This window comes from Ruegeria sp., assembly GCF_965199275.1.
Classification (GTDB): Bacteria; Pseudomonadota; Alphaproteobacteria; order Rhodobacterales; family Rhodobacteraceae; genus Ruegeria.
In genome coordinates this window covers 207,412-232,968 of sequence record NZ_CBDAQX010000021.1, presented here as the reverse complement: position 1 = coordinate 232,968, position 25,557 = coordinate 207,412, and the positions used below count along the sequence as shown (strand labels likewise).

At 58.0% G+C, this 25,557-nt stretch carries 22 protein-coding genes and 2 tRNA genes; 10 read left to right on the top strand and 14 right to left on the bottom strand.

The annotated features are described in order from the left end of the window. Positions 1-23: 23 nt before the first annotated feature. The 4 genes from ACOERD_RS15885 to ACOERD_RS15870 all read right to left on the bottom strand — a co-directional run bounded on the left by ACOERD_RS15885 (position 24) and on the right by ACOERD_RS15870 (position 5,133). Positions 24-1,610: an APC family permease gene (locus ACOERD_RS15885; protein ID WP_419739679.1), complete on the bottom strand. Its 1,587-nt coding sequence runs from the start codon at positions 1,608-1,610 to the stop codon at positions 24-26. Between the two features lie 326 nt (positions 1,611-1,936). Next, positions 1,937-2,668: an IS21-like element helper ATPase IstB gene (gene istB / locus ACOERD_RS15880; RefSeq protein WP_419737606.1), complete on the bottom strand. Its 732-nt coding sequence runs from the start codon at positions 2,666-2,668 to the stop codon at positions 1,937-1,939. Beyond that, positions 2,655-4,163 (bottom strand): IS21 family transposase, encoded by a 1,509-nt coding sequence (gene istA, locus ACOERD_RS15875; protein WP_419739678.1) that lies wholly within the window; start codon positions 4,161-4,163, stop codon positions 2,655-2,657. Before istA ends, istB begins: the two co-directional genes overlap by 14 nt. Before the next feature lie 250 nt (positions 4,164-4,413). Next, positions 4,414-5,133 (bottom strand): hypothetical protein, encoded by a 720-nt coding sequence (locus ACOERD_RS15870; RefSeq protein ID WP_419739677.1) that lies wholly within the window; start codon positions 5,131-5,133, stop codon positions 4,414-4,416. Positions 5,134-5,422: 289 nt separating this feature from the next. Between ACOERD_RS15870 and ACOERD_RS15865 the strand changes: the two genes are divergently transcribed. The 3 genes from ACOERD_RS15865 to uvrA all read left to right on the top strand — a co-directional run bounded on the left by ACOERD_RS15865 (position 5,423) and on the right by uvrA (position 8,655). Next, positions 5,423-5,499: transfer RNA gene (locus ACOERD_RS15865), tRNA-Asp, on the top strand. Positions 5,500-5,544: 45 nt separating this feature from the next. Continuing rightward, positions 5,545-5,621: transfer RNA gene (locus tag ACOERD_RS15860), tRNA-Asp, on the top strand. A gap of 175 nt (positions 5,622-5,796) precedes the next feature. Beyond that, positions 5,797-8,655, top strand: a complete 2,859-nt coding sequence (gene uvrA / locus ACOERD_RS15855) for an excinuclease ABC subunit UvrA (RefSeq protein ID WP_419739676.1) — start codon at positions 5,797-5,799, stop codon at positions 8,653-8,655. Between the two features lie 95 nt (positions 8,656-8,750). On the opposite strand, the gene mmsB is transcribed toward uvrA, so the two are convergent. From mmsB to ACOERD_RS15835, 4 genes are all read right to left on the bottom strand, one after another. Next, complete coding sequence (gene mmsB / locus ACOERD_RS15850; protein ID WP_419739675.1) at positions 8,751-9,623, bottom strand: 3-hydroxyisobutyrate dehydrogenase; 873 nt, start codon at positions 9,621-9,623, stop codon at positions 8,751-8,753. Positions 9,624-9,626: 3 nt separating this feature from the next. After that, positions 9,627-10,667, bottom strand: coding sequence for an enoyl-CoA hydratase/isomerase family protein (locus ACOERD_RS15845; RefSeq protein WP_419739674.1), 1,041 nt, complete (start codon positions 10,665-10,667; stop codon positions 9,627-9,629). Positions 10,668-10,674: 7 nt separating this feature from the next. Next, positions 10,675-11,817 carry an acyl-CoA dehydrogenase family protein gene (locus ACOERD_RS15840; RefSeq protein WP_419739673.1) on the bottom strand — a complete coding sequence of 381 codons (1,143 nt, stop codon included), beginning with the start codon at positions 11,815-11,817 and terminating at the stop codon, positions 10,675-10,677. A gap of 106 nt (positions 11,818-11,923) precedes the next feature. Continuing rightward, positions 11,924-13,039 carry a carboxylate-amine ligase gene (locus ACOERD_RS15835; RefSeq protein ID WP_419739672.1) on the bottom strand — a complete coding sequence of 372 codons (1,116 nt, stop codon included), beginning with the start codon at positions 13,037-13,039 and terminating at the stop codon, positions 11,924-11,926. Positions 13,040-13,189: 150 nt separating this feature from the next. Between ACOERD_RS15835 and ACOERD_RS15830 the strand changes: the two genes are divergently transcribed. Then, positions 13,190-14,041, top strand: coding sequence for a class I SAM-dependent methyltransferase (locus tag ACOERD_RS15830; protein WP_419739671.1), 852 nt, complete (start codon positions 13,190-13,192; stop codon positions 14,039-14,041). Between the two features lie 71 nt (positions 14,042-14,112). Beyond that, the gene (locus ACOERD_RS15825) at positions 14,113-14,589 is read left to right on the top strand and encodes a fasciclin domain-containing protein (protein ID WP_419739670.1); all 477 of its coding nucleotides are present in this window, start codon (positions 14,113-14,115) and stop codon (positions 14,587-14,589) included. Between the two features lie 71 nt (positions 14,590-14,660). Here ACOERD_RS15825 and ACOERD_RS15820 read toward each other — a convergent pair whose 3' ends face one another. Together ACOERD_RS15820 and ACOERD_RS15815 are read right to left on the bottom strand one after the other, a co-directional pair. Beyond that, the gene (locus tag ACOERD_RS15820) at positions 14,661-15,245 is read right to left on the bottom strand and encodes a L,D-transpeptidase (protein WP_170638791.1); all 585 of its coding nucleotides are present in this window, start codon (positions 15,243-15,245) and stop codon (positions 14,661-14,663) included. A 202-nt stretch (positions 15,246-15,447) separates the two neighbouring features. Then, positions 15,448-16,947: a CoA-acylating methylmalonate-semialdehyde dehydrogenase gene (locus tag ACOERD_RS15815; RefSeq protein WP_419739669.1), complete on the bottom strand. Its 1,500-nt coding sequence runs from the start codon at positions 16,945-16,947 to the stop codon at positions 15,448-15,450. Positions 16,948-17,050: 103 nt separating this feature from the next. Here ACOERD_RS15815 and ACOERD_RS15810 point away from each other — a divergent pair, with 103 nt between their 5' ends. The 3 genes from ACOERD_RS15810 (at position 17,051) to coaD (ending at position 19,117) form a co-directional block, all read left to right on the top strand. Next, the gene (locus tag ACOERD_RS15810; protein ID WP_419739668.1) at positions 17,051-17,953 is read left to right on the top strand and encodes a LysR family transcriptional regulator; all 903 of its coding nucleotides are present in this window, start codon (positions 17,051-17,053) and stop codon (positions 17,951-17,953) included. Between the two features lie 59 nt (positions 17,954-18,012). Further along, positions 18,013-18,450, top strand: a complete 438-nt coding sequence (locus tag ACOERD_RS15805) for a CBS domain-containing protein (RefSeq protein WP_419739667.1) — start codon at positions 18,013-18,015, stop codon at positions 18,448-18,450. A 175-nt stretch (positions 18,451-18,625) separates the two neighbouring features. Further along, a complete protein-coding gene (gene coaD / locus ACOERD_RS15800; RefSeq protein WP_170548987.1) occupies positions 18,626-19,117 on the top strand; it encodes a pantetheine-phosphate adenylyltransferase in 492 nt (163 codons plus the stop codon). Here the strand turns inward: coaD and gap (ACOERD_RS15795) are convergent. The 3 genes from gap (ACOERD_RS15795) to gap (ACOERD_RS15785) all read right to left on the bottom strand — a co-directional run bounded on the left by gap (ACOERD_RS15795) (position 19,109) and on the right by gap (ACOERD_RS15785) (position 21,412). Continuing rightward, entirely contained in the window at positions 19,109-20,113 is a 1,005-nt protein-coding gene (gap, locus tag ACOERD_RS15795; RefSeq protein ID WP_419739666.1) for a type I glyceraldehyde-3-phosphate dehydrogenase, read from the bottom strand. The two genes, coaD and gap (ACOERD_RS15795), sit on opposite strands and share 9 nt — an antisense overlap. Before the next feature lie 82 nt (positions 20,114-20,195). Next, positions 20,196-20,339: a hypothetical protein gene (locus tag ACOERD_RS15790; RefSeq protein ID WP_170458101.1), complete on the bottom strand. Its 144-nt coding sequence runs from the start codon at positions 20,337-20,339 to the stop codon at positions 20,196-20,198. Between the two features lie 71 nt (positions 20,340-20,410). After that, on the bottom strand, positions 20,411-21,412 hold the full coding sequence (gene gap, locus ACOERD_RS15785) for a type I glyceraldehyde-3-phosphate dehydrogenase (RefSeq protein ID WP_419739665.1): 1,002 nt from the start codon (positions 21,410-21,412) through the stop codon (positions 20,411-20,413). Positions 21,413-21,593: 181 nt separating this feature from the next. On the opposite strand from gap (ACOERD_RS15785), the gene ACOERD_RS15780 reads away from it, so the two are divergent. Both ACOERD_RS15780 and ACOERD_RS15775 read left to right on the top strand, forming a co-directional pair. Next, the gene (locus tag ACOERD_RS15780) at positions 21,594-22,565 is read left to right on the top strand and encodes a DUF808 domain-containing protein (protein WP_419739664.1); all 972 of its coding nucleotides are present in this window, start codon (positions 21,594-21,596) and stop codon (positions 22,563-22,565) included. Between the two features lie 77 nt (positions 22,566-22,642). Next, positions 22,643-23,443 carry a thioesterase family protein gene (locus ACOERD_RS15775; protein WP_419739663.1) on the top strand — a complete coding sequence of 267 codons (801 nt, stop codon included), beginning with the start codon at positions 22,643-22,645 and terminating at the stop codon, positions 23,441-23,443. Between the two features lie 50 nt (positions 23,444-23,493). On the opposite strand, the gene tkt is transcribed toward ACOERD_RS15775, so the two are convergent. Then, positions 23,494-25,515 carry a transketolase gene (tkt, locus tag ACOERD_RS15770; RefSeq protein WP_419739662.1) on the bottom strand — a complete coding sequence of 674 codons (2,022 nt, stop codon included), beginning with the start codon at positions 25,513-25,515 and terminating at the stop codon, positions 23,494-23,496. Positions 25,516-25,557 lie beyond the last annotated feature (42 nt).

Sequence of the window (25,557 nt, the reverse complement as noted above, 5' to 3'; positions counted from 1 at the left end):
GGGCAGGTCCCCGCCTTTTTTGTCTATAGCCCGATAACGGGTTGTTTCGGGTCCAAAATTTCCTCTTCTTCGATGTATTTCTGAAACTTTTCCTCTGCCAAGGACGACCGGACTGCGATCGTGAATATCCCCGTCGAGAACAGAATGCAGACCAGAATATCCCAGCCGAACGGGATGAATTTTAGAGCACCCGCTCCGAACTGGCCAAATATTGAGATTACACCGATGCCGACGAAATAAGGCATCAGCCAACGCGCTTCGGCCACGTCCATTTCATCCAGGCGATTGTGAAAGCGGATCAGCAACAAGATCATTCCGATGATCAACGCGACGCCCAAGCGCCAGACGGTGTCCCATCCGCTCCAATAAACGATCAGTGTCGCGATGGCGAAGGCCAGAGCGCCTACGAAACGGACAGCGGGGATTCGGATCGAGCGAGGGTGATCTGGCATCAGCTTTCTGAGGCATACGACAGCGATTGGCCCTACCGCGAAGGACAAAACAATGGCCGCCCCGTTCAAAGCGATGACCGTGGTAAACGGGACTGTAAGCAGGAACAAAAGTCCGATCCCGAAATTCAGCAAAAGCGCCCAGAGGGGTACTCCGAACGAGGACAACCGCATTATGCGTTGAGGCAGAAATCCGTTCTTCGACAGGGCCATAGCGATCCGGGCATTTGATCCTGTTGCAACGAGCCCGTTGCCGAACGGTCCGATGACGGAGCCAACATTCAATACGCTTAGGAACCAGACTATGCAGACAGACACTATCACGGCATCCAGCGGTCCTTCACCGCCGAAGTTGAGACTGGACCAGCCTTGTGCAAGGGAGGTTGGATCAAGGGCACCGATAAATGCGATCTGTAGGGCTAGATAGATGGCCGCACACATTACGATCGAGAGGACCAGTGCGGCTGGGATTGCGAATTTCGGGTTGCGGACTTCACCTGCCATATCGACGATGTGACGAAATCCGATGAAGGAAAAGATCACGCCCCCAGTCGACACCGCAGCCATGATGCCTTGCAGTCCGTATGGGGCGAACCCGTCGGGTCGGCTGAAGTTCTGAACCTCAAACCTGCTCACGATCAAGAGTACTGAGAGAATGATCGGAATCGCTATTTTCGCCCAGGTTAGGGTGGCGTTTACACGCGTGAAGAATTTGACGCTCAAGGCGTTTACAACAACGAATAGCAGCATGAAGGACAGTGCAACCAGCACACCTGCGCTCGTCAGATCTCCGGTCTCGGCAGTGTGCAACCACGGCGCATAGGGGGATAAGTACTTCAACATCGCCTCAACCTCGATGGGTGCAGTGGTGTTGTAGCCGATCCAGGCCGTCCAACCCATTGCCATCGCGACGATGTTGCCATGAGAGAATTGTGGAACCCGGGCGATACCGCCCGGAATTGGCAGCATGGCCGAGATTTCAGCGAATGTGATGGCCAGAACAAACATGGCCACCGCGCCAATGATCCACGACAGAACCGCAGCTGGTCCTGCGTGTTGCACAGCCAGGAGCGGGCCGAACAACCATCCAGAGCCTATAATGCCGCCAACGGAAATAAAGGTCAGACCCAGTAGGCCAATGTCACGCTTCAATTTGGCCATCCGTGTCAACCCTTTACACTGCGTATATCAAGGATACGCAGGCGGCTTCTAACCTGACAAGCGTTGTCTGGAGATGGGAAAAATTGGAGGTGGTGGGTGATAAGAGATTTGAACTCCTGACATCTTCGATGTGTCAATCGGCATTGAATAATGACCCCCCATCGGCGTCCAAATTTGACCCCCCTTGGAGCTAAGAGGGGCGTTGAGGGGGTCGTGTTTAGGTTGATTCAGGAGGGGGTGGACAGCAGGTCAAACCGAAAAGAGAGCGTAGCTCGACTGAAGGTTTGACCTGCTGTCTGTTTTGAATTTATTCCCCGATTTCGAGGTTAGTCGCGGTGGTTAATTCGCCAGCTTTCGTTCCCGGTTTCGATGATATCGCAATGGTGTGTCAGTCGATCCAGGAGAGCAGTGGTCATTTTGGCATCTGTGAACACACTCGGCCATTCAGCAAATGCGAGGTTGGTTGTTAGCAGAATAGACGTTCGCTCGTACAGTTTGCTGATGAGATGGAAGAGTAATCGTCCACCAGACTCTGCGAACGGCAGATAACCGAGTTCGTCTATAATCACGAGGTCGACGCGGATCAGCTGCTCGCTGAGCCGCCCGGCGTTGCCTTCGCGATGTTCAGCCTCCAGCTTGTTCGCGAGATCCACAGCGCTGAAGAACCTGACCCGCCGGCGGTTATTGACCGCGTGGCCCCCGATCGCTGTTGCGAGATGCGTTTTGCCCGATCCGGTTCCACCGACCAGCACGCCATTCCTGGCCTGGTCCATAAAATCGCCGTCATGAAGATTGCGCACGACTTCCTCGTTGACGGGGCTGACCGTGAAGTCGAACTCAGGTAAGGACTTGCAGACCGGGAACTTTGCGGCACCCATCTGATACCGGATCGAGCGCGCAGTCTTTTCGGCCAGTTCGGCCGTGAGGAGTTCGGCCACGACCTGTTGGGGCCGCCAGTTGTTTTTGGCTGCGGCCTGCATCACTTCGTCAAAGCAGTTGACGATGCCTGGCAACTTCAGTTGACGGGCAAGTTCGAGAATTTCCTTACGCAGTTGCATGGGAGCCTCCAAGCCTGTCATAGCGAGCGCAATCCGCGATCGGTGCCATTTTCAGCTGCAGGTGGGCAGGCGGCTCAATCGCCTTTGGCGGCGGGGGATTGGTGCGCCGAGAGACAATGTTCAGGATCGCATCGGCCTTGCGCAGGCCAGATTTTAGAGCTTCTTCGCAGGCAGCCTCGACCACATCAATGTCGTGCTGGTAAGCAGCGAAAAGAATATCGGCAAGTTGCCGGTCTCCGTCGGATGTGCCCCGCAGATGGGTCCAGATCTGCGTCATTGCCGGTGGTAGGTCCCAGTCACGGAACGGTGCTCCATTGCGCAGAGCGCCAGGCTTGCGCTTGAGGACGGGCACATAGTGCCAAGGGTTGAAGATCGTTTTTCCTCGGCCGAAGCACCGTTCGTGCTCTCCGACAATCTCACAGTCTTGGCGCAGGACAATCCGCGTGGCGTAGACCTGCAACTGGACCTGACGTCCAACAGCTCTTGCCTCAACGCTGTATTTGTTTCTTTCGAAGTTGATCAGGCAGGTTCGGCTCACGGCGACCGTCTTTTCACGGAACCCGACGAAGGGCTTCTGCAGATGCGTCAGCAGCGGCTTTTCCTGCTGGAACTCCTCCCAGACCGTCACCTCCAGGTTTTCCGGATGCCGCAGTTCTTTTGCGCGTTTGATCGCGTCTTTTTGCAGCCGGGCATTCAATTCATCGAAGTCGGCCACCTCCAGACGCGGTGTAAAACTATAGGCGCGGCTCTCCTTGACCAGATTCTCAACCTGACCCTTCTCCCAACCGGCCGCGCGCGTACAGGCGATCGGGTTCACCAGATGATGAGAACACATCCGGGAGAATGCCTTGTTGAACTTTCTTTCCTTGCCCGACAGGATCGCATCGACGGCGGTCGTCATGTTATCGTAGATCCCGTTGATGCAGCCTCCACCAAAGAATTTGAAGGCCTCGTCGTGGGCATCAAAGACCATCTCCTGCGTCTCGCGCGGATAGGCAATGGAGAATGGCATGCGGCTATGGCAAAGTTTGAAATGGGCAACCTTCACGGTCGTGAGTGCACCGTCCATCAAAACCGTCTCCACACTCCAGTCGAACTGGTACGCCTCCCCAGGATCAAAGATCAGCGGGATGAACGCCTGCGCCTGTTGTCGGCCGTGCGCAATGCGCCAATTCTTTGTGTAGCGTCGAACACTGTCATACCCGCCGCCAAAACCATCATCGGAGAGTTCCTTCCAGATTTTGGTCATCCGCTTGCGGTGTTTCTTCGGAAGCGCCTCGTTCTCCTCAAGCGTTTCATCCAGACGCGCGCGCCAAGGCCCGAGCACCGGGTATGGCTGCGATTTGCGCTCATATTTGAACTCCGTCACTCCCGATCGGATTATCTTTCGAACCGTTGCACGGCTCAAATTGAGCGAACGGCAAATTTCCTTGATGCTCTTTTTTTCGATCAGGTGTAAGCGACGCACTTTTCTAATAGTTTCCACGCAAATCATCCCGCTTGCCTCTCCATCGACTGCTCAATGAAAAGGATGTCTACAACCATAGGGAGGGGTCAAATTTGGACGCCGATTTCCCCGCTTAGGGGGTCAAAATTGCACGCTTTTCTACATCTTCGATGTGAACGAAGCGCTCTACCACTGAGCCAATCACCCATTGCTCGGCGTCTTATCGCAGCTTATTCGCAGCTGCAAGACCCATAGGGCTAAGACCCCGGCCAGTGTGCTAGCCGGGGTCTGAAGTTCTTTAGAGGCCGGGCAGTTTGTCCAGAACGCCACGGCGTCCGAAGGTTGTGCCGCGCTCGTTGCCCAGGTTGATACGGACACCTGCTCCTAGGAACGGTTCGGTGCTGCTGCCGCTGCCGATGGATAGGTGCGCCGCGCCGAATTCGCCATAGACCTGTGCGTTGGTGCCAACATTGTAGGTCGCGCCAATCGAAAACGCGCTGACGTCCAAAGCGCCTTCGATATCGTTGATGTAGTCGTATTTGCCGACCACAGTCCATTTCTCGGTGACGGCCCCTCCGGCCGAAAAGCCCAGGATCACGCCATCTGCGTCAGAGAATTCTTTCAGATCTTGAAAGCCCAGGTACCCTTCGATCTGCGCGGGGCCTGCGCCGAAACCGGCCTCAACACCGTAGAATTGAAACGTCTCGTCTTCGATATGGTCCTGCCCATAGAAAGCGCCGAACGAAGCGGTTTGCGTGTGCAGGTTGGCGTGCAGGGTGACGTTTGTGCCGTTATAGTCCTCGTCCTCGAACCGGTAGCCGCCCGCATCCAACTGCAGGCTGAACGCGCGAGAAAACGCCAGCTCGCCCGCGCCGTTAAGGTTGTAGACGTCGCCAAGATCGCTGTCTGTGAAGGTGGAATAGCCCAAGTCCACATATCCGCCAGTCACCTCGACGGCATATGCCGCGCCGGTCAGTAGAAGGCTGGTCAATGCACTGGTAGCAATGATTTTTTTCATGTTGCTGCTCCGATTTGTGTTTTTGTTGGCGCAGGTCAAAATGAGACTAAAGCGCATGAACGTCTGGTTAGTTTTTATCGTTAAGGATGAGTAGGGGTTTGGCGCGATTTCAATATGCTGTTGCAGGTGGAGCACAAATGCGCGGATGCACGGGCCGCGCCTCGAAGGATGGCCGAGGAGTGGCTGCAAACAAAATTCAGGCTTCTAGCAAAAAACTTTAAAACGCCGCTTGACGATGCCCGAGCGTAGCCATAATACACCCCAACGTTCAGCAACGAACGGGCAGCGGGCGGTTGTAGCTCAGTTGGTTAGAGTACCGGCCTGTCACGCCGGGGGTCGCGGGTTCGAGCCCCGTCAACCGCGCCATCGCTGCCAGACTTGGTCCAGTTCAAAGGCCACGAAAATAGATGCGCGGTTGTAGCTCAGTTGGTTAGAGTACCGGCCTGTCACGCCGGGGGTCGCGGGTTCGAGCCCCGTCAACCGCGCCATTTTCCCTCGAATGTTCCGAAAAACATAGGATCTTGGCACGAGGCGGGCGTTGTTTCGGGCTGATGTCAATATGTGTCGGCAATAATCGGTGCGTTCACAGTTTGTTCTAACTTTTCTGTTGGAGACTCAGCGCCCCTCGCCTATCTCTGAGGGACGTGTTTGTTGGGGGCCAGAATGGCTGAGCTGAAGAATATCGAGGTGCGCGGCGCGCGCGAGCATAACCTCAAGAGCATTGACGTGGATATCCCGCGAGACCAGCTGGTGGTGATCACCGGGCTGTCTGGCTCGGGTAAATCCTCGCTGGCCTTCGACACGATCTATGCCGAAGGTCAGCGCCGTTACGTCGAAAGCCTCTCGGCCTATGCGCGGCAATTCCTCGATATGATGGAAAAGCCGGATGTGGACCATATCAGCGGGCTGTCTCCGGCGATTTCGATCGAACAAAAGACCACGTCCAAGAACCCGCGCTCGACCGTTGGAACGGTGACCGAGATTTATGACTACCTGCGATTGCTGTTTGCACGCGCGGGGACACCTTACAGCCCTGCGACTGGTCTGCCGATCGAAGCACAGCAAGTGCAGGATATGGTCGATCGGATCATGACGATGGAAGAGGGCACACGCGGCTACCTGTTGGCCCCCATCGTGCGCGACCGGAAGGGCGAATATAGGAAAGAGTTTCTTGAACTGCGCAAGCAGGGCTTCCAGCGCGTCAAGGTGGATGGTGAGTTCTACGAACTGGATGAACCGCCGACGCTGGACAAGAAATTCCGCCACGATATCGATGTGGTTGTGGATCGCCTCGTCGTTCGCGAGGGGATGGAGACGCGGCTGGCCGACAGCCTGCGCACCGCTCTGGATTTGGCTGATGGCATCGCAATTCTGGAAACTGCGCCGCGCGAAGGGGATCCTGAGCGGATTACTTTCAGTGAGAACTTTGCCTGCCCGGTCAGTGGCTTTACGATCCCTGAGATCGAACCGCGGTTGTTTTCGTTCAACGCGCCGTTCGGGGCCTGCCCGGATTGTGATGGTCTGGGCGTTGAGCTGTTCTTTGACGAACGCCTTGTGGTGCCGGATCAGACACTGAAGCTGTATGACGGGGCCTTGGCGCCGTGGCGAAAGGGGAAGTCTCCGTATTTCCTGCAAACCATCGAAGCCATCGCGCGCCACTACGAGTTCGACAAGAACACGCCGTGGAAAGACCTGCCCAAGAAGGTGCAACAGGTGTTTCTGCGCGGCTCTGGGGATGAGGAAATCCAGTTCCGCTATGATGAGGGCGGGCGTGTCTATCAGGTGACTCGCAACTTCGAAGGCGTCATTCCGAATATGGAGCGCCGCTACCGTGAGACCGACAGCGCCTGGATTCGGGAAGAGTTTGAGCGCTACCAGAACAACCGCCCTTGCGGCACTTGCGAAGGCTACCGTCTGCGCGCAGAAGCCTTGGCCGTAAAGATCGCAGGCCTGCATGTGGGTCAGGTGGTCGAGATGTCGATCCGCGAGGCTCTGGCCTGGGTTGAGGACGCACCGAACCACCTGAGCGTTCAGAAGAATGAGATTGCACGGGCGATTCTGAAAGAGATTCGCGAACGCCTTGGATTCCTGAATAACGTTGGTTTGGAGTACCTTACGCTGTCACGTTCAAGTGGTACTTTGTCCGGCGGGGAAAGCCAACGTATCAGGCTTGCCAGCCAGATCGGATCGGGTCTAACCGGTGTTCTTTACGTGTTGGACGAGCCGTCAATCGGCCTGCACCAACGGGACAATGATCGCCTGCTGGGTACGCTGAAAAACCTGCGAGATCAGGGCAATACGGTGATCGTCGTCGAACACGATGAAGAGGCCATACGTGAGGCCGACTACGTGTTTGATATTGGCCCCGGAGCGGGTGTCCACGGTGGGCAGGTCGTCAGCAAGGGAACACCCGCCGAAATTACAGCCGATGCGGCATCGGTCACCGGGCAATATCTGGCTGGTACGCGAGAAATTGCGGTGCCTACCGAACGGCGTAAGGGCAACAAGAAAAAGCTGACCGTGGTGAAAGCGACGGGCAACAATCTGAAGAACGTGACGGCTGAATTCCCTCTGGGCAAATTCGTCTGTGTGACTGGCGTGTCAGGCGGGGGCAAGTCGACGCTGACGATTGAGACGCTGTTCAAAACCGCCTCGATGCGCTTGAACGGCGCGCGTCAAACGCCTGCACCTTGCGAAACGATCAAAGGCTTGGAGCATCTGGACAAGGTCATCGACATCGACCAACGCCCCATCGGGCGGACTCCGCGTTCGAATCCAGCGACTTACACCGGGGCGTTCACGCCGATCCGCGATTGGTTCGCGGGGCTGCCCGAGGCCAAAGCGCGTGGCTACAAGCCCGGGCGGTTTAGTTTCAACGTCAAGGGCGGCCGCTGCGAGGCCTGTCAGGGCGACGGTGTCATCAAAATCGAGATGCACTTTCTGCCCGATGTCTACGTCACCTGCGAGACCTGTAAGGGCGCACGGTACAATCGTGAGACGCTGGAGATTAAATTCAAAGGCAAGTCCATCGCCGATGTGCTTGATATGACGGTCGAAGACGCCCAGGAGTTCTTTAAGGCCGTGCCGTCGATCCGCGATAAGATGGATGCTCTGGCGCGTGTTGGGCTGGGCTATATTAAGGTCGGCCAACAGGCGACAACGCTGTCCGGAGGGGAAGCGCAGCGGGTCAAACTGTCGAAGGAGTTGTCGAAGCGCTCAACCGGGCGGACGCTGTATATTCTGGACGAGCCGACCACGGGGCTACATTTTGAAGACGTACGTAAGTTGTTGGAAGTTCTGCATGAACTGGTCGATCAAGGGAACACGGTTGTCGTGATCGAACACAATCTGGACGTTGTGAAAACCGCAGACCACATCATTGATATCGGCCCGGAAGGCGGCGACAGCGGTGGTGAGATCGTGGCGACCGGAACACCGGAAGAAGTGGCTGAGGTCGAGCGGAGCCACACCGGGCGTTACCTCAAGCCGATGCTTTCAGGAACCCGTGTCGCGGCTGAATAAGCTGCGACACGGTTTTTTTGCGAGGCTCTGCCTCGCGCTCCGGGATATTTTTGGCCAGATGAATGAAGGATCTTTGTTCTTTATTCTCGTGTGCCTTATTCTCGGCTGCGTTTTTCAAATCTGGGCAGCATGGCTGAGAAATCCTGGCCCAAACCGCCTTCGGTTTCAACGAACTGCTGATAGAGCGCAGTTGCGGCTTGGCCCATCGGGGTGTCGGCATCGGCGCTTTTGGCAGCTTGCTGGCTGAGGCGCAGGTCCTTCAACATCAATTCTGCAGCGAAGCCCGGCTGATAACCATTATCCGCAGGGCTGGTGGGACCAACTCCGGGGGCGGGGCAATAGGCGTTCATGGTCCAGCTATAGCCGGAGGACGTGCTGACCACATCGAACATCTTTTGCCGATCCAGGCCCAGTTTGTCGGCCAAGGCGAAGGCTTCACAGGTTGCGATCATGGTGACGCCGAGGATCATGTTGTTGCAGATTTTTGCTGCCTGTCCAGCACCGGCCTCCCCGCAATGCACGGCTTTTTGCCCCATGATGTCAAACAGGGGAGCGGCCTTGGCAAAGGCGTCGGATGTTCCGCCAGCCATGAAGGTCAGGGTGCCGGCCGAGGCCCCTCCGATTCCGCCGGAGACCGGCGCGTCCACGGACAGAAGATGCGCGGCGATGGCTTGCTCTGCCACGGCTCGGGCGCTGTCTACGTCGACAGTCGAACAGTCTATCAACACCGCGCCCTGTTGCATGGTCGGGATGATCTGGTTGGCGACCGCGCGCAGGATGTCGCCGTTCGGCAGCATGGTGATGACGGCATCGGCGCCCGAGACGGCCTCTGTTGCGGATTGCGCTTGCGTCACTCCATCAACGCTTACACCCGCCGTGTCAAAACCGGTCACCTGATGCCCGGCCTTCGCAAGGTTGGCCGCCATCGGCGCGCCCATATTGCCCAAGCCGATAAAACCGATTTGCATCTCTTAATCCTCCTGAAAAGTCAGTGCATTCGCGCCAAGCGGTTGCAGCATTTTCGACACCGCAACAGCGGGTACTTTCATATCCGGGTACTGCCAGCTTGGGCTACGATCCCTATCTATGATCAGCGCGCGAATACCTTCGATGAGATCTCCGTGTTCCTGCGCGCGGTAGGTGAAACGATACTCCATATCCAATGCACGATGCATGGTCAGGGACGGGCCGCGCAGGCGGTGGATCATCTCAACCGTGCAGGCCATGGAGAGCGGGGCATGCTGGCCCATCATTTCCATGGTTTTCGACGTGAAATCAGTATCCTCGGAGCGAAGGTTGATGAGGACATCCTCAAGTGTCTCGCCGGCAAAATACTGGTCGATCCCGGGCTGCATTTGCTGCAATTTCCCGTCAGGTGCGGGTTGGGCATGATCGGTGACAAGCTCGGCATTGCCCGACGCCTCGAGCAGTTCGATCAGGTCCGGCCACTTGGCCTGAGGGATGAAGTGATCGGCGAACCCGGCGTAAATGGCATCCGCTGGTCCCATCCGAAAGGCGGAGAGGCCAAGATATTCGCCCAGCCGCCCTGGTGCTAAGGCCAACATCAACGAGCCGCCGACATCCGGAACCAGCCCGATCGCGCATTCCGGCATCGAGATTTTCGACGTCTCTCCGACCACGCGATGGGTTCCGTGGCAGCCGATGCCGACTCCGCCGCCCATTGTGAAACCCTGCAGAAAGCTGATGATGGGTTTGGGGTACGCGAAGATCAGCGCATTCAGGCGATATTCATCGCGCCAGAAGGTTTGCCCGTGTGAGAAATCCCTTGCGAGCCCGGTTTCATAGAGTTTGGCAATGTCGCCGCCTGCGCAAAAGGCTTTGTCGCCCTCGGCGTCGAGGATGATAAGGTCGACCTCGTCGTCTTCGCGCCAGTTGCGCAGGGCGGTGTCGATGGCCAGGCACATCTCATAGCTCAGGGCGTTTAAAGCCTTTGGGCGGGTCAGGGTGATGCGCCCGGCGCGGCCGGTTGTGCGAATGTCGATGTCAGGCATGATCCCCTCAGGTTTCGGCCAGCAGGTGGCGCGCCACGATCACGCGCATGATTTCGTTTGTGCCTTCGAGTATCTGATGCACCCGCAGGTCGCGCACAAGTTTTTCGATGCCATAATCGGCAAGATAGCCATAGCCGCCATGCAGTTGCAGACATTGATCCACAACATATGAGCCGGTCTCGGTCACGAATTTCTTGGCCATAGCGCAGAATTTCGACGCATCCGGCGCGCCTTGATCCAGTTTCCAGGCAGCCTGCCGCAGGAAGGTGCGCGCGGCCTGCAATTCGATCTCCATATCGGCCAGGCGGAATTGCAAGGCCTGAAATTGGTCGATGGATTGCCCAAACGCCTTCCGCTCGGACATGTATTGCAGGGTCATGTCCAACCCGGCCTGCGCCGCGCCCAAGGAGCACGAGGCGATGTTCAGACGTCCTCCATCAAGGCCCATCATGGCGTATTTGAAACCGTCCCCTTCAGTGCCGACCAGATTGCCTGCAGGAATTTTGCAATCGTCGAACTGGACCTGCGCTGTGGGTTGGCTTTTCCAACCCATTTTCTGTTCCAGCGCTCCAAAGCTCAGACCCGGCGTGCCGTCTTCGACATAGACGGTCGAGATTCCTTTTGGACCTTCCGCGCCCGTGCGGACCATGCAGACATAGGCATCCGAATATCCGCCACCCGAGATGAAGGCCTTGGTACCGTTCAGAGTGTAGCCCTCGTTCGTGCGCTCAGCCCGCGTCTTCAACGCGGCGGCGTCCGAGCCGGAGCCTGGTTCGGTCAGGCAGTAGCTTAGCACTGTGTTCAGGCTCAGAACGTCGGGCATGACCCGCGATTTCAGCTCATCACTGGCGAAACTGTCCAGCATCTTTGCGCACATATTGTGGATCGACAGGAACGCCGCGATAGAAGGGCAGGCCATGGACAGCGCCTCGAACACGAGGGTTGCGTCGAGACGGCTGAGGTCGGCGCCGCCGCTGCCTTCCGAGACGTAGAGCGCGCCAAAGCCAAGCTCTCCGATACGGGGCCAAAGCTCTTTGGGGATTGTGCCTTCTGCCTCCCACTGGCGGGCGAATGGGGCGATGTTGTCCTGCCCAAATCCATAGGCCATATCGAAAATGGCCGTTTGTTCCTCGGTCAGCCCGAAATCCATTGCGCACCCTCCCACAGGCAAAGAATTGAACGATTGTTTATTTCGCAATCGTTACAGAACTATTTCAGGATGAGCAATCCTGAGAGCTGTTTGAGTGTAGGGTTCGCTAGAGGTCCGCGTGAAACTCTTCGATTAGATGGCGGACAACGGCTTGGCCGGGGTCTTCGCCCTTCGCGACAGCTTCGGCATGGACGCGCCGTTGGCGCGTGGCAGAGGTGCCCGTCTCGGCGATCTGACGCAGGCGGGCGAGTTCGGTCATGGTTCCCAGCGCCGCGGCATCTTCGGCCAGCATCCCCATGAGTTCGCCGATCAGTTCGGCCATGGGTTTGATCGAGCGATCCCCAAAATCAATCAGCCCTTCGCCGACCCCATAGCGTTGCGCGCGCCAGCGGTTTTCACCGATTAGGAAGCGGTCATACTGTCGCCAGCGCAGATTACGGGCCTTCAGGCGACACAGCATACGGGTCAGGGCCTGCACAAGCGCGGCCAGAGATAAGGTGTGCTCAAGCCGCGGCTGAACGTCCATGATCCGGGTTTCCAGCGTCGGGAACCGATGGGAGGGGCGCAGATCCCACCAGATTTTCGAGGTATCCTCGATCACGCCCAGCTCGACCAAGACGCCGGTTGTGCGTTCGTATTCGCTCCAACTGTTATAGACCGGCGGCAAGCCCGTACGCGGTAGATTGTCGAACACGGTCAGCCGGTAGGAGGACAGCCCCGTATCCTCGCCATTCCAGAACGGAGAGGACGCCGAAAGTGCCAGCAGATGCGGCAGGAAATAGCTAAGCTGCGGCATCAGATCCGCCCGCAGGGCTGGGTCTTCGACCCCTACGTGTACATGCATCCCGCAAATCAGCATTCGCCTCGCAACTCCGCCCAATGCGTGTTGCAGCGCGTCGTAACGCTCTTTCCGTGTGTGGTGCTGTTTTTTCCAATCGGCGAACGGATGGCAGGACACGGCGATCGGGCTGAGGTTATACTCGGCGGCCCGTTTCGAAACACAGGAGCGTAGACGCCTGAGATCTTCGCGCGCGCTTTTGACGGTCGTGTGGGGGCGGGTACCGACCTCGATCTGACACTGTAGAAATTCGGGGCTGACCTGTCCTTCGAAATCGGCTTGGCAGGCCTCCATCAATGCGGCGGGGGCCTCGGCCAGATGCAGGCTGTCGCGGTCGACCAGCAGGTATTCTTCCTCAATGCCGATCGTGAAATCTTGTTGCATGGGCCTACCTGCCGTTTTCCAATGCAATCAGTGAATACGTAAATCACCGTTTTGCCAAGGGTTTGCCGGTGGTTTGTCGTGGGGCCGCTTGCAGAGCGACCACAACCAGCGCTAAGGAACGGGCAGCAATGCGATAACGGAGCCGGCCTCGTGAAACCCAGAAAATTCCCGCAGATCAACGCAGCCCTTGATGAGCTGGGGGTGAAGCTGGTCGACAAGGTGACCGAACAGGACGAGCGCGCCCGGCTGGAGGCGTTCGAGCGGGCAGGCGGGCTGGAGCGCCCGGCTTACGCGCTGTCACCGGGGATGGAAGGCTTCGACATCGCGCAGCTGATCGCCGAATACGGCCAGTACAAGGAGGCGCTGGAGGCCTTGAAGGACCCAGCCCGGAACCAGACCGGTTACCGGCTGGGCAACGGCTATTACGACAGCCCCGATGCCGACGCTCTGTATTTGATGATCCGCAGGTTCAAACCGAAACGCGTGATTGAGGTTGGTTGCGGCAACTCAACCCGCGTGACGCGGCAAGCCATCCTTGACGGAGGGTTGGACACGCACATCACAGCCATCGACCCGTACCCGCGGGCGGACATCGCGCATGTGGTCGACGCGTTCGAACAGAAACGGCTTGAGGAGGTCGATCCGGCGCTGTTCGAACAGCTTGAGGCGGGGGATGTTCTGTTCATCGACTCCAGCCATGTTGTCAGGATGAGCAACGACGTCGCGCATCTGTTCTGCCGCATCATCCCGACGCTGAAGCCAGGCGTTGTAATCCACGTGCATGATGTTTTTTTACCTTACGAATATCCCAAGCGGTTCTTCTATGATTGCCCCGGTTGGGGTGAGCAGTACATGCTGCATGCCCTGCTGCAATCCGGCGCGTTTTCAATGCTTTGGCCGGGGTATTACCTGCAACAGGACCGCCCCGATGCGTGTGACGCGCTACCGTTTCTAAACGATGGCCGGGCGCAGAGTATCTGGGTTCAGATCAAAGAACAGTGATCCCAAAGTGATCCGGTCTGAAACATGCGCCGTACCCCTTTCCATAACAAGCTGGAGAGGAGAAGACAGCCATGTTTCGTCGCACATTGATGGGCGCCGCCGCCGCCGTTGCACTTGCCATGCCGATCAAGGCTCAGGCTGCTGACATCGTTGACACCGCCGTATCTGCGGGATCGTTCACCACACTGGTCGCAGCCGTTCAGGCCGCCGGTCTGGTCGACACGTTGAAAGGCAACGGTCCGTTCACCGTCTTCGCACCGACGGATGAGGCGTTTGCTGCTCTGCCCGAAGGCACGGTGGAAAGCCTGCTGCTGCCGGAAAACAAGGACAAACTGGTTGAGATTCTGACCTACCACGTTGTGCCTGCCAAAGTGATGTCGGGTGATATCGCTGGCAAGCGCGCGAAGGTTCTGACCGTTCAGGGCGATCGCCTGAGCGTCATCGCTAAAAATGGCGTCCGCGTGAATGGCGCTGATGTGGTGCAGGCCGACATCGAAGCCAGCAATGGCGTTATCCATGTGGTCGATGAGGTTATTCTGCCCGAATAACCTTGGCGCCCCGCTAAACAAAAAGCCCCGGTCCTGATGGCCGGGGCTTTGCTGTTCCTGGGTTTTGAACCTCAGACCAAACGTACCTGCGTACCGATTTGGACCAGAGGGTACAGCTCTTCCACATGTTGGTTGTAAAGGCCTATACAGCCGGAGGAACTCTGCCGTCCGATCTTGCGGGTGTCGTGGGTTCCATGGACCAGATAAGCTGGCCAGCCCAGATACATCGCGCGCGTGCCTAGCGGGTTGCCGGGGTCACCACCCTCCATCCGCACGGGCAGAGACGGATCGCGTTCCCGCATTGAGGCGGTCGGTGTCCATGTCGGGTTTTCGGCCTTGCGGACGACCTTGGTGTAACCGCGCCTGGTCAGCTCTTCACTCATCGGAACCGAGCTGGGATACAGTTTATACGTCCCGTCCGGTCCCCAATAGTGAACCGCGCGGCTGGTGATGTCGGCCAACAGGCAGCCCGCACCCAACTGATCAAAATGGTCTTGCCAGTTCTGCTGCGAGAACGACGAGACATTTCGGCGTACCGGCAGTTGCGTGCTGATAGCGTCTTCGCTTTGCGGGAACGCATCGGAGCTTTGAGCGCGGACGAGGGCCGGAGTGGCCAGAACGGATGCAGCCCCCAATAGGGCCGAACGGCGAGTCATGTTGGATTTGGACAAGGCGACCTCCGGAGGTTCAATCTGCTCGAATATATAGTTGCGCCGAAAATATTTGCCAGACTCACAAATAGCCAGCCTCTACAGCTTGAATTTATCGTGAGATTCCGGGTTTTGGAGGGGTCTGGCGGAACCCTGCCAATGAAAAACCCGGCCAGAGCGGCCGGGTTTGAACAGATTTGGCTTTGGATCAGTCCATCGCTTTGAAGTTGAACTCGCCACCTTCCTTGATGCCCGACGGCCAGCGGGCCGTGACAGTCTTGGTGCGGGTGTAGAACTTGAAGCTGTCCGGGCCATGCTGGTTCAGGTCACCGAACATGGATTTCTTCCAGCCGCCAAAGGTGTGGTAGGCCAGCGGAACCGGGATCGGGACGTTGATGCCGACCATGCCGATGTTGATCCGGCTGGCGAAGTCACGTGCAGTGTCACCGTCGCGCGTGAAGATCGCGGTGCCGTTGCCGTATTCATGGTCCATCGCCAGACCGATTGCCTCTTCGTAGGAGCCTGCGCGAACAGTCGACAGAACCGGACCGAAGATTTCCTGCTTGTAGATATCCATGTCAGGCGTCACGTGATCGAACAGGTGCGGGCCGACAAAGAAGCCGTCTTCATAGCCCTGCAGGCTGAAATCGCGGTTGTCGACGACCAGCTTCGCGCCTTGCTCAACGCCCGAATTGATCAGGCCGAGGATGCGCTCTTTCGCGGCACCGGTCACAACGGGGCCCATGTCCACGTCGTCTCCGGCGGTGTAGGGGCCGACTTTCAGCTTTTCGACGCGCGGGATCAGCTTCTCGATCAGACGGTCCGCGGTTTCTTCACCCACAGGAACGGCGACCGAGATCGCCATGCAGCGTTCGCCCGCCGCGCCAAAGCCCGCACCGACCAGCGCGTCTGCGGCTTGGTCCAGATCCGCGTCTGGCATGACGATCATGTGGTTCTTGGCACCACCAAAGCACTGCGCGCGTTTGCCGTTGGCCGTTGCGCGGCTGTAGATGTATTGCGCGATCGGAGTCGAGCCAACAAAGCTGACGCCCTGAATGATTTCGCTGTCGAGGATGGTGTCTACGGCCTCTTTGTCGCCATTGACGACCTGGAAGACGCCCTTGGGCAGGCCTGCCTCGATGAACAACTCGGCAAGCATCAGCGGAACCGAGGGGTCACGCTCGGACGGTTTCAGAACCACGGCGTTGCCGCAGGCCAGCGCCGGGCCAACGTGCCACAGAGGCATCATCGCCGGGAAGTTGAACGGCATGATCGAACCGACAACGCCCAGAGGCTGGCGCATCGAGTACATGTCGATACCGGGGCCTGCGCTGTCGGTGAACTCACCCTTCAGCATTTGTGGTGCGCCGATGCAGTATTCGATCACCTCCAGACCGCGCTGCAGGTCACCCTTGGCGTCGGGGATAGTCTTGCCGTGCTCACGGCTCAGCGCTTCGGCCAGCTTGTCCATGTCGCGGTTCATCAGGCCGACCATGGCCATCATGCCGCGCGCGCGTTTCTGCGGGTTGGTTGCGCCCCATGCGGGTTGTGCGGCTGCGGCGGCTTCAATCGCGGCGGTCGTTTCGGCCGCGCTTGCCATTGGGCATTTGTACTGAACTTCACCCGTTGCCGGGTTGAAAACGTCATCAAAACGGCCCGAGGTTCCGGCCACGTTCTCGCCATTGATGAAATGAGTCAGATCTTGCATTGCAAACTCCTCCGATATGTTTGCGCGCAGAATAGGCTTGCAGAAATAACCTGAACAGAGGCAATGTCTCAAAAGAGCTTTGCAAAAATGCAAGAGGGACGGGATGACGCCGAATTGGGATGATATGCGCGTTTTTCTTGCCGTCGCGCGTGAGGAAAGCCTGTCGTCGGCGGGGCGGATCCTCAAGATCGACCCGGCTACGGTTGGCCGGAGGATCGCTCGTTTAGAGGGCAGCCTGGACGCCCAGCTGTTCACCAAGTCGCAGCAGGGTTACGTTCTGACAACCGCCGGGGAACGCCTGCTGGATCACGGCCTGCAAGCCGAAGAGGCGATGCGCGCTGCCGCTGGCGCAGTGGTTGGGTCGACCGAGTCGCTGAGTGGTCAAATTCGGATCGGCGCTCCGGATGGTTCGGCGAACTACCTTTTGCCTCAGGTCTGCGCGAAGATCAGCGATGCCAATCCGGATCTGGATATTCAGATCCTGGCGCTGCCGAGGATCATCAACTTGTCGCGGCGTGAGGCGGATATGGCTGTCACGGTCAGCTCTCCGACCGCAGGCAAACTACTGGTGCAAAAGGTCAGCGACTACAAACTGCATTTGGTTGCGGCGCAGGACTATCTGGACCGGCACGCACCGATCCAGACGGTCGAGGACCTGAAAGCCCACCGTTTGATCGGCTATATCCCGGATATGATCTTCGATCGCGAGTTGGACTACCTCAACGATCTGGGCATCGACCGGGTGGCGCTTGCGTCTAACTCGGTACCTGTTCAGCTGCGTCAGGCGGCGCTTGGGGCGGGGATCTGCGTTGCGCATGACTTCACGCTTCCGTTTCATCCGAACCTGAGCAGGTTGCTGACCGATCAGGTCAGTCTGACCCGCAGCTTTCATCTGGTTCGGCATCAAGGCGATCAGCGAAACGAACGCCTCAACCGCTTTGCGCAGGCATTGACCCGTGGGATTCGCGACGAAGTTGCACGGCTTGAGGCGGAAGCCGGAACTTGACACACATGACCATTCCGGCAACGCTTTGGAAAACAGTACGTTATTGCCGGAGGTTTTTTATGCTCGTTCAAGCCATTCTGACATCCAAAGCCACCGATGAGGTGGTGACCGTCGCTCCATCCGCGACTGTGTCCGAGGCGGCGAAGATACTGGCGGAAAGACGCATCGGTACAGTCGTCGTCTCAGAAGACGGAGGCAGCACGGCCATCGGTATCCTGTCCGAACGCGACATCGTCCGAGAACTGGCGGCCAGCGGCAGCGGGTGCCTGAACCAATCGGTCGATAGCTATATGACCAAGGACCTGATCACTGCGACACGACAGGAATCGGTCGAAGATATTCTGGCCCGCATGACCGAAGGCCGGTTCCGCCACATGCCGATTGTCGAGGATGGCAAGCTTGTCGGCATCGTCACCCTCGGGGACGTGGTCAAGGCGCAACTGACCGAGCTTGCAATGGAAAAAGACGCCCTTCAGGGCATGATCATGGGGCATTAAAGCGCTTTGCGTTTCATCGAAAACCCATCGAAATGCGCGTTCGACAGCAGGGAGAGGCAGCGTATTTCGATTCACATAAAACGCAAAGCGATACGGGGGCAGGGCATAACGCCCTCTTGCACCTGCAGCATGATTGTGTTTGCTATCGCCCAGTTTTTGAACGCAGGAGAGCGTGATGCGGGTTGGCCTTTATCCCGGAACTTTTGACCCGATCACCTTGGGGCATATCGACATCATCCGTCGAGCCTCGGCGCTGGTGGACAAACTGGTCATTGGCGTGGCCATCAACCGGGACAAGGGGCCTCTGTTTTCACTGGAAGAACGCGTTGCCATGATTGAGGCGGAATGCGCGCATCTGTCAGAACAGACCGGGACCCAGATCGTGGCGCATCCGTTCGAGAACTTGCTGATCGACTGCGCGCGGGATGTGGGCGCGCAGGTCATCGTGCGCGGGCTGCGGGCCGTTGCTGATTTTGAGTATGAATTCCAGATGGTTGGCATGAACCGGGCCTTGGACGATTCCATCGAGACCGTGTTCCTGATGGCCGAAGCGCGGCATCAGGCCATTGCATCAAAACTGGTGAAAGAGATCGCGCGTTTAGGCGGGGACGTGTCGAAATTCGTCACACCCCGCGTGAATGTGGCCCTTAAAGAGCGGTTAGGATAACGCGCCCATCGCGGCGGCTGTGTCCAGCATCCGGTTCGAGAAACCCCATTCGTTGTCATACCATGCCAGCACGCGCACCAGCGTGCCATCCGTGACCTTGGTCTCCGCCAGCGACACGGTCGAGCTATGGGCATCGTGGTTGAAATCGATCGAAATCAGCGGACGGTTTTCGGCTGCCAGAACGCCAGGGATTTTGGCAGCGGCCTCAACAAACAGCGCGTTGACCTCTTCCTCGGTCGTTGGGCGAGAGACTTCGGCCACCAGATCAACCACCGAGACATTCGGGGTCGGCACACGGATCGCCTGACCGGTCAGTTTGCCCGCCAGTTGCGGCAGAACCAGCCCAACAGCTGCGGCAGCACCGGTGGTTGTCGGGATCATCGACAGAGCCGCCGCACGTGACAGGTAAGGGTCTTTGCCCGCAGTATCATGCACCGGCTGGCTTGCGGTATAGGCGTGAACGGTGGTCATGTTGCCGTGCACGATCCCCAACCCGGCATCCAGCGCCGCAGCAACAGGTGACAGGCAATTGGTTGTGCATGAGGCATTCGACACGATCGTGTCGTCGGCGGTCAGTTCGGAATCGTTCACGCCAAACACGATCGTCTTGACGCCGCCGTCTCCACGGGCCGGGGCCGAGATCAGGACTTTCTTGGAGCCGTTCTTCAGGTGACGCTCAGCCGCTTCTCGGGTCCGGAATACGCCGGTGCATTCCAGCACGACATCGACATCCGACCAGTCCAACGCTTCTGGATCGCGTTCGCTTGTCAGTCGGATCGGACCCGCGCCAACGTCGAGACCGGCCTCGGGCAGTGTGACGGGCTTGGAGTAGCGGCCATGAACGCTGTCGAATTCGAACATGTGGGAGTTCATTTCCGGCTTGGCCAGATCGTTGATCGCAACGATTTCTACGTCGGTCCGTCCCGACTCCATAACCGCGCGCAAAACGCCGCGTCCGATACGTCCAAATCCGTTAATGGCCAGTTTAAGTGTCATGTCCTGCTCCGTCAGAGTCTCTGCTCGAAATGAGTTAGCGCTAACAAAGCGAGATCGACGAGAAAGTCAAGTAAAACCTTGCTCAGCGCCAGAAGGCGAGCCAGTCGAGAAAGTCGTAAAGTTTCTTGCCGAGGAACAGAAAATGCTCGGTCCCAAACAGGGCATAGTCCAGCATGATTGCGCCAAGGATCAGCAGCGCCAGCCAGATGGCGATTTGATTTGTCATGAGGGCCCCGAACAAAAACGCCCGCTCAGATAACCTGAGCGGGCGAAGCTGTTCAAGCGATCATGGGGAAATCAGTTAAGGCGTCCCATGGCGACGGCGACATCGGCCATACGAACCGAAAAGCCCCATTCATTGTCATACCACGCCAACACGCGGACCATGCGGTTATCAACCACGCGGGTCTGCTCAGGGGCGAAGATCGAGCTCTCCTCGGTGTGGTTGAAATCGGTCGAGACCAGCGGCGCGGGCTCATAACCCAGAACGCGCTGCATCGGGCCTTTGGCGGCCTCTTCAACGATTGCGTTGACCTCTTCAACGGTCACGTCGCGCGAAGCGCGGAAGCTCAGGTCTACGGCCGAAACATTCGGTGTAGGGACGCGGATTGCCGAGCCGTCCAGACGACCTTTCAAGTTGGGCAGAACCTCGCCCAAGGCAGCAGCTGCACCGGTCGAGGTCGGGATCATCGACATCGCCGCCGCGCGAGCGCGGTACAGGTCGCTGTGGCGACGGTCCAGTGTCGGCTGGTCGCCGGTATAGGCGTGGATGGTGGTCATGATACCGTGTTCGATGCCAACACCTTCGTCCAGAACCTTGGCAAGCGGAGCAAGGCAGTTCGTGGTGCAGGAGCCGTTCGAGACCATGTTGTCATTCGCGGTCAGGGTGTTGTGGTTCACGCCGAACACGATGGTCTTGTCGACATTCTTACCGGGAGCCGACAGCAGAACCTTTCGCGCGCCGCGATCCAGGTGGGTTTTTGCCTTGGTGCCGTCGTTGAACTTACCGGTGCATTCCAGAACGACGTCGCAGCCTTCCCAATCCAGCTCGTTCATGTCGTAGGTCGAGAACATCTGCATCGGGCCGCGGCCCAGATCCATGGTGTCGCCTTCGATCGAAACTTCGCGCGGGAAACGGCCGTGAATGCTGTCATACTTCAGCAGATGCGCCGATGTTTCGAGCGGGCCGGTGGCGTTGACTTTGATCACTTCGATGTCGTTGCGGCCCGAGGCGGCAATGTGCGACAGGGTACAGCGGCCAATGCGGCCAAAACCATTGATACCGACCTTGATGGTCATGTGACGTCTCCAAATGCGCTTGCGTTTGAGGCCATATAGCCTTGAAACCGGAATCTCAAAAGGGCAAAAACGGCATATTTTTAAGGTGTTAGCGCAAACCTAAACAGATTGCGCTAACGCTTGCGCTAGCTGTTGGATCGGGTAGGGTCCGTTTGCGGCAGGTGACACGAAAGGACACGCGATGAGCGGACTGTTGGCCCTTTTGGATGATGTGGCGGGGATTGCCAAGGTGGCTGCGGCCTCGGTGGATGATGTCGTGGCGGCTGCTGGCAAGGCAGGGGCCAAAACGGCCGGGGTGATTATCGACGACGCTGCGGTTACGCCGAAATACGTACAGGGCTTCGCGCCTGCGCGTGAGTTGCCGATCATTTGGCGCATTGCCCGTGGGTCGGTTTTCAACAAGCTCATCCTGCTGCTGCCGGTCGCCTTGTTGCTTGCGAATTTCGCGCCATGGCTGATCACGCCTTTGCTGATGCTCGGCGGGTCATATCTGTGTTTCGAAGGGGCCGAGAAGATTTTCCATGTTCTGTTCCCGCATGGCAGCCACGCCATCGAAAAGGACATGGATGTACGAGATCCGGGCCATCTTGAAAAACAGAAGGTCAAAGGCGCGATCAAGACAGATTTCATCCTGTCGGCCGAGATCATGACCATTGCGCTGGCCGCGATTGAGGCTCCGAATGTGTGGATGCAGGCGGCGACTTTAGCCGTTGTCGGGCTTGGGGTGACCGTAGCCGTCTATGGCTCGGTTGCCTTGATCGTGAAGATGGACGATGTCGGGCTGTATCTGGCCGGAAACGCTCTTACGCCGGTAGGCCGAGGGCTGGGGCGCGGATTGGTCAAGGCGATGCCCACGGTGATGAAAACGCTGTCGATCGTCGGTACGGCGGCCATGCTGTGGGTGGGCGGATCCATCGTCATCCACGGGATGGAGGTTCTGGGCTTTGGCTGGCTTGGGCACCATATCCATAACTGGGCCTACGCGGTTGGTCATTCGGTCTCGGCCCAATGGGAGGCTGCGGCGGAGTGGATCGCCAAGGCGACCATGGACGGCATCTTTGGTCTGGCGTGGGGGATGGTCTTGATCCCCTTGGCAACCAAAGTCATCGGGCCCGTGATGGGCGCGTTTTCAGGTTCATCAAAAGAACACTAGGCGATGACGTTAGGTCCTGCTGGCCTCCGTCTGCGGTCAGATTATCCTCGACGTGCCAATAGCTAAGTGGAATTCCCATGTCCGAGCCATCCCTGTTCGATGTCCTCAGCGCCGCTGAGGCGCAAGGTGAATGCCTCAGCTACCCAGTGCCGCAAAACTGGAAGCAAGGCCGCACAACATTCGGTGGGTTTTCGTCAGCCTTAATGTTGTCAACGGTTTACAATCGGCACGCCGATCTACCGCCCCTCAGATCAGCTCTGGTAAATTTCACGGCGCCGATCAGTGATCCGCCGCTAGTCAAAACGGAAATCTTGCGCGAGGGGCGCAATGTGAAGACCATCCACGCTCTTGCCGAAATCGGTGGCAGTGTTGCGGCGCAAGCGACATTTTCCTTTGGCCGCGCGCAAGACAGCCATGTCGCGTTCGATTGCCCGGCGAAGCCCGCAGATGCGCCCGAGATGACGGAGTATTATTTCTCTCCAGATTTGCCGCGACCGCCGATACCTTTCCTTACAAACTTTGACGTCAGAAAGGTCGAGGGTGAATTGCCTTTCATGGGGGCAGATCGCGGGTATCTGCGCCTTTGGGCCCGACACAACGATCCTCGGATGTGGAACAGGACGGAGGGCTTGATTGCAATCGCTGACCTCCCACCGCCAGCTATCTACCCCACGCTAAAGAAACCCGGACCAAATTCGTCAATGAACTGGATTTTCAACGTGTTGTCCGAGGATATTCAAACTCGCGACGGTTGGTTCTTACTGGAGCACCAACTTACCGCAGGCCGCGATGGCTATAGTTCTCAGGTCATGCGCGTTTGGAACACAGAAGGCGATTTGATCGTGGATGGAATGCAATCCGTGATCATCTTCGTGTAAGAAAAAAGCCCCGGCGTGGACCGGGGCTTTTCATTTTGTGGCAGGCTGGATTAGCCCAGAAGTTCCTTGACCTTGGCTACGGTCGCTTCGGCGGTAATGCCGAAATGCTTATACAGATCACCAGCTGGAGCAGAGGCACCAAAGCTCGACATGCCGATGAAACCTGCCTTGGCTTCGCGACCACGCTCACCCAGCAGCCAGCGATCCCAACCACCGGCGCGAACAGCGGCTTCGATGCCGACGCGAACCGCTCCGGCGGGCAGAACGCGCTTGCGGTAGGCTTCGTCTTGTTCAGCGAACAGCTCCATACACGGCATGGAGACGACGCGGGTACCGATGCCTTCGGCTTCAAGCATCGCTTTGGCTTCCATTGCCAAGGAAACCTCAGAGCCCGTAGCGATCAGGATCGCCTGACGCTTGCTCTCGGCTTCGGCCAGAACGTAAGCACCCTGCGCGGTCAAGTTCTTGGCTTTATGATCCTTGCGCACGGTCGGCACGCCCTGACGGGTCAGCGACAGGACCGAGGGGCTGTCCTTGAAGGTCAGCGCCAGTTCCCAAGCTTCAGCGGTCTCGACGGTGTCGGCGGGGCGGAACACATAGGTGTTCGGCGTCGCGCGGCTGATTGCCAGATGCTCGACCGGCTGGTGGGTCGGACCATCTTCGCCCAGACCGATCGAGTCATGGGTCATCACGAAGACCGACGGGATTTTCATCAGCGCGGCCAGACGCATGGACGGGCGGGCATAGTCGGTGAAGGCCATGAAGGTACCGCCATAGGGGCGGATGCCACCGTGTAGCGCCATACCGTTCATCGCAGCGGCCATGCCGTGCTCACGGATACCGTAGTGGATGTAGCGACCCTTGCGGTTTTCCGGCAGGAACACACCCATATCAGCCGATTTGGTGTTGTTCGAACCGGTCAGGTCAGCCGAGCCGCCCACGGTCTCGGTCATGATCGGGTTCACAACGTTCAGAACCTTTTCGGACGAGGCGCGGGTGGCCAGCTTGGGCTGATCTTCCGACATCTGTTTCTTGAACGAACGGATCGCACCGGCCAGTTTCTTGGGGGCCTCGAAAGCATAGGCTCGGTTGAACTCGGCCTGTTTGCGTTCCGAGATTTGCGCAAAACGCTCTTCCCATTCCGCTCGTTCGGCGGCGCCACGGGCACCGATGGCTTCCCAAGCCGATTTCACGTTGGCAGGGATCTCGAATGCGTCATGCGGCCAGCCATAGCCTTCTTTGGCGGCCTTCAGCTGCTCCTGATCCGTCAGTGCGCCATGCCCTTTCGAGGTATCCTGTGCGGCGTGACCCAGAGCGATGTGGCTTTTGCAGGCAATCATCGAAGGTTTCTTCGACTTCTTCGCCTGCGTGATCGCCGCGTCGATGGCTTGCGGATCATGGCCGTCGATCTCGATCACGTGCCAGCCAGAGGCTGAAAAACGGCGCACCTGATCGGTGCGGTCGGCGATATCCACGGTGCCGTCGATGGTGATGTTGTTGTCGTCCCAGAAAACGATCAGTTTGCCCAGCTCATGGCGGCCGGCCAGAGTTATCGCTTCTTGGCTGACGCCTTCCATCAGGCAGCCGTCGCCGGCGATCACATAGGTATAGTGATCAACGATCTTCTTGCCGTAATGCGCGCGCTGGATTTCCTCGGCCATGGCAAAACCCACAGCGTTCGAGATGCCCTGACCCAGCGGGCCGGTGGTGGTTTCAATCCCGTCGACCAGGAAGTTCTCGGGGTGACCCGCAGTTTTTGCGCCCAGCTGACGGAAGTTCTTGATCTCGTCCAGCGTCACATCCGCGTGGCCTGTAAGGTACAGCAGCGAATAGATCAGCATCGAGCCGTGGCCCGCCGACAGAATGAAGCGGTCGCGGTCCGGCCAGTTCGGGGCCGAGGCGTCGAATTTCAGGTGCTTTTCGAACAGGACGGTCGCAACATCGGCCATGCCCATTGGCATACCGGAATGGCCGGAATTGGCGGCAGCGACGGCGTCAAGGGTCAGGGTGCGGATGGCCGCAGCTTTGTCCCAGTGTTCGGGGTTTGCATTGCGCAGCGCAGTCAGGTCCACGGGCGTTGTTCCTTTGGGTTTGAAGCAGATTGCGCGCTCAAT

Bases quoted from the DNA above. Each gene is read 5' to 3' on its own strand.
- ACOERD_RS15885 (WP_419739679.1), bottom strand. From the start codon at position 1,610: ATGGCCAAATTGAAGCGTGACATTGGCCTACTGGGTCTGACCTTTATT.
- istB (WP_419737606.1), bottom strand. From the start codon at position 2,668: ATGCAACTGCGTAAGGAAATTCTCGAACTTGCCCGTCAACTGAAGTTG.
- istA (WP_419739678.1), bottom strand. From the start codon at position 4,163: ATGATTTGCGTGGAAACTATTAGAAAAGTGCGTCGCTTACACCTGATC.
- ACOERD_RS15870 (WP_419739677.1), bottom strand. From the start codon at position 5,133: ATGAAAAAAATCATTGCTACCAGTGCATTGACCAGCCTTCTACTGACC.
- uvrA (WP_419739676.1), top strand. From the start codon at position 5,797: ATGGCTGAGCTGAAGAATATCGAGGTGCGCGGCGCGCGCGAGCATAAC.
- mmsB (WP_419739675.1), bottom strand. From the start codon at position 9,623: ATGCAAATCGGTTTTATCGGCTTGGGCAATATGGGCGCGCCGATGGCG.
- ACOERD_RS15845 (WP_419739674.1), bottom strand. From the start codon at position 10,667: ATGCCTGACATCGACATTCGCACAACCGGCCGCGCCGGGCGCATCACC.
- ACOERD_RS15840 (WP_419739673.1), bottom strand. From the start codon at position 11,817: ATGGATTTCGGGCTGACCGAGGAACAAACGGCCATTTTCGATATGGCC.
- ACOERD_RS15835 (WP_419739672.1), bottom strand. From the start codon at position 13,039: ATGCAACAAGATTTCACGATCGGCATTGAGGAAGAATACCTGCTGGTC.
- ACOERD_RS15825 (WP_419739670.1), top strand. From the start codon at position 14,113: ATGTTTCGTCGCACATTGATGGGCGCCGCCGCCGCCGTTGCACTTGCC.
- ACOERD_RS15820 (WP_170638791.1), bottom strand. From the start codon at position 15,245: ATGACTCGCCGTTCGGCCCTATTGGGGGCTGCATCCGTTCTGGCCACT.
- ACOERD_RS15815 (WP_419739669.1), bottom strand. From the start codon at position 16,947: ATGCAAGATCTGACTCATTTCATCAATGGCGAGAACGTGGCCGGAACC.
- ACOERD_RS15810 (WP_419739668.1), top strand. From the start codon at position 17,051: ATGACGCCGAATTGGGATGATATGCGCGTTTTTCTTGCCGTCGCGCGT.
- ACOERD_RS15805 (WP_419739667.1), top strand. From the start codon at position 18,013: ATGCTCGTTCAAGCCATTCTGACATCCAAAGCCACCGATGAGGTGGTG.
- coaD (WP_170548987.1), top strand. From the start codon at position 18,626: ATGCGGGTTGGCCTTTATCCCGGAACTTTTGACCCGATCACCTTGGGG.
- gap (WP_419739666.1), bottom strand. From the start codon at position 20,113: ATGACACTTAAACTGGCCATTAACGGATTTGGACGTATCGGACGCGGC.
- ACOERD_RS15790 (WP_170458101.1), bottom strand. From the start codon at position 20,339: ATGACAAATCAAATCGCCATCTGGCTGGCGCTGCTGATCCTTGGCGCA.
- gap (WP_419739665.1), bottom strand. From the start codon at position 21,412: ATGACCATCAAGGTCGGTATCAATGGTTTTGGCCGCATTGGCCGCTGT.
- ACOERD_RS15780 (WP_419739664.1), top strand. From the start codon at position 21,594: ATGAGCGGACTGTTGGCCCTTTTGGATGATGTGGCGGGGATTGCCAAG.
- ACOERD_RS15775 (WP_419739663.1), top strand. From the start codon at position 22,643: ATGTCCGAGCCATCCCTGTTCGATGTCCTCAGCGCCGCTGAGGCGCAA.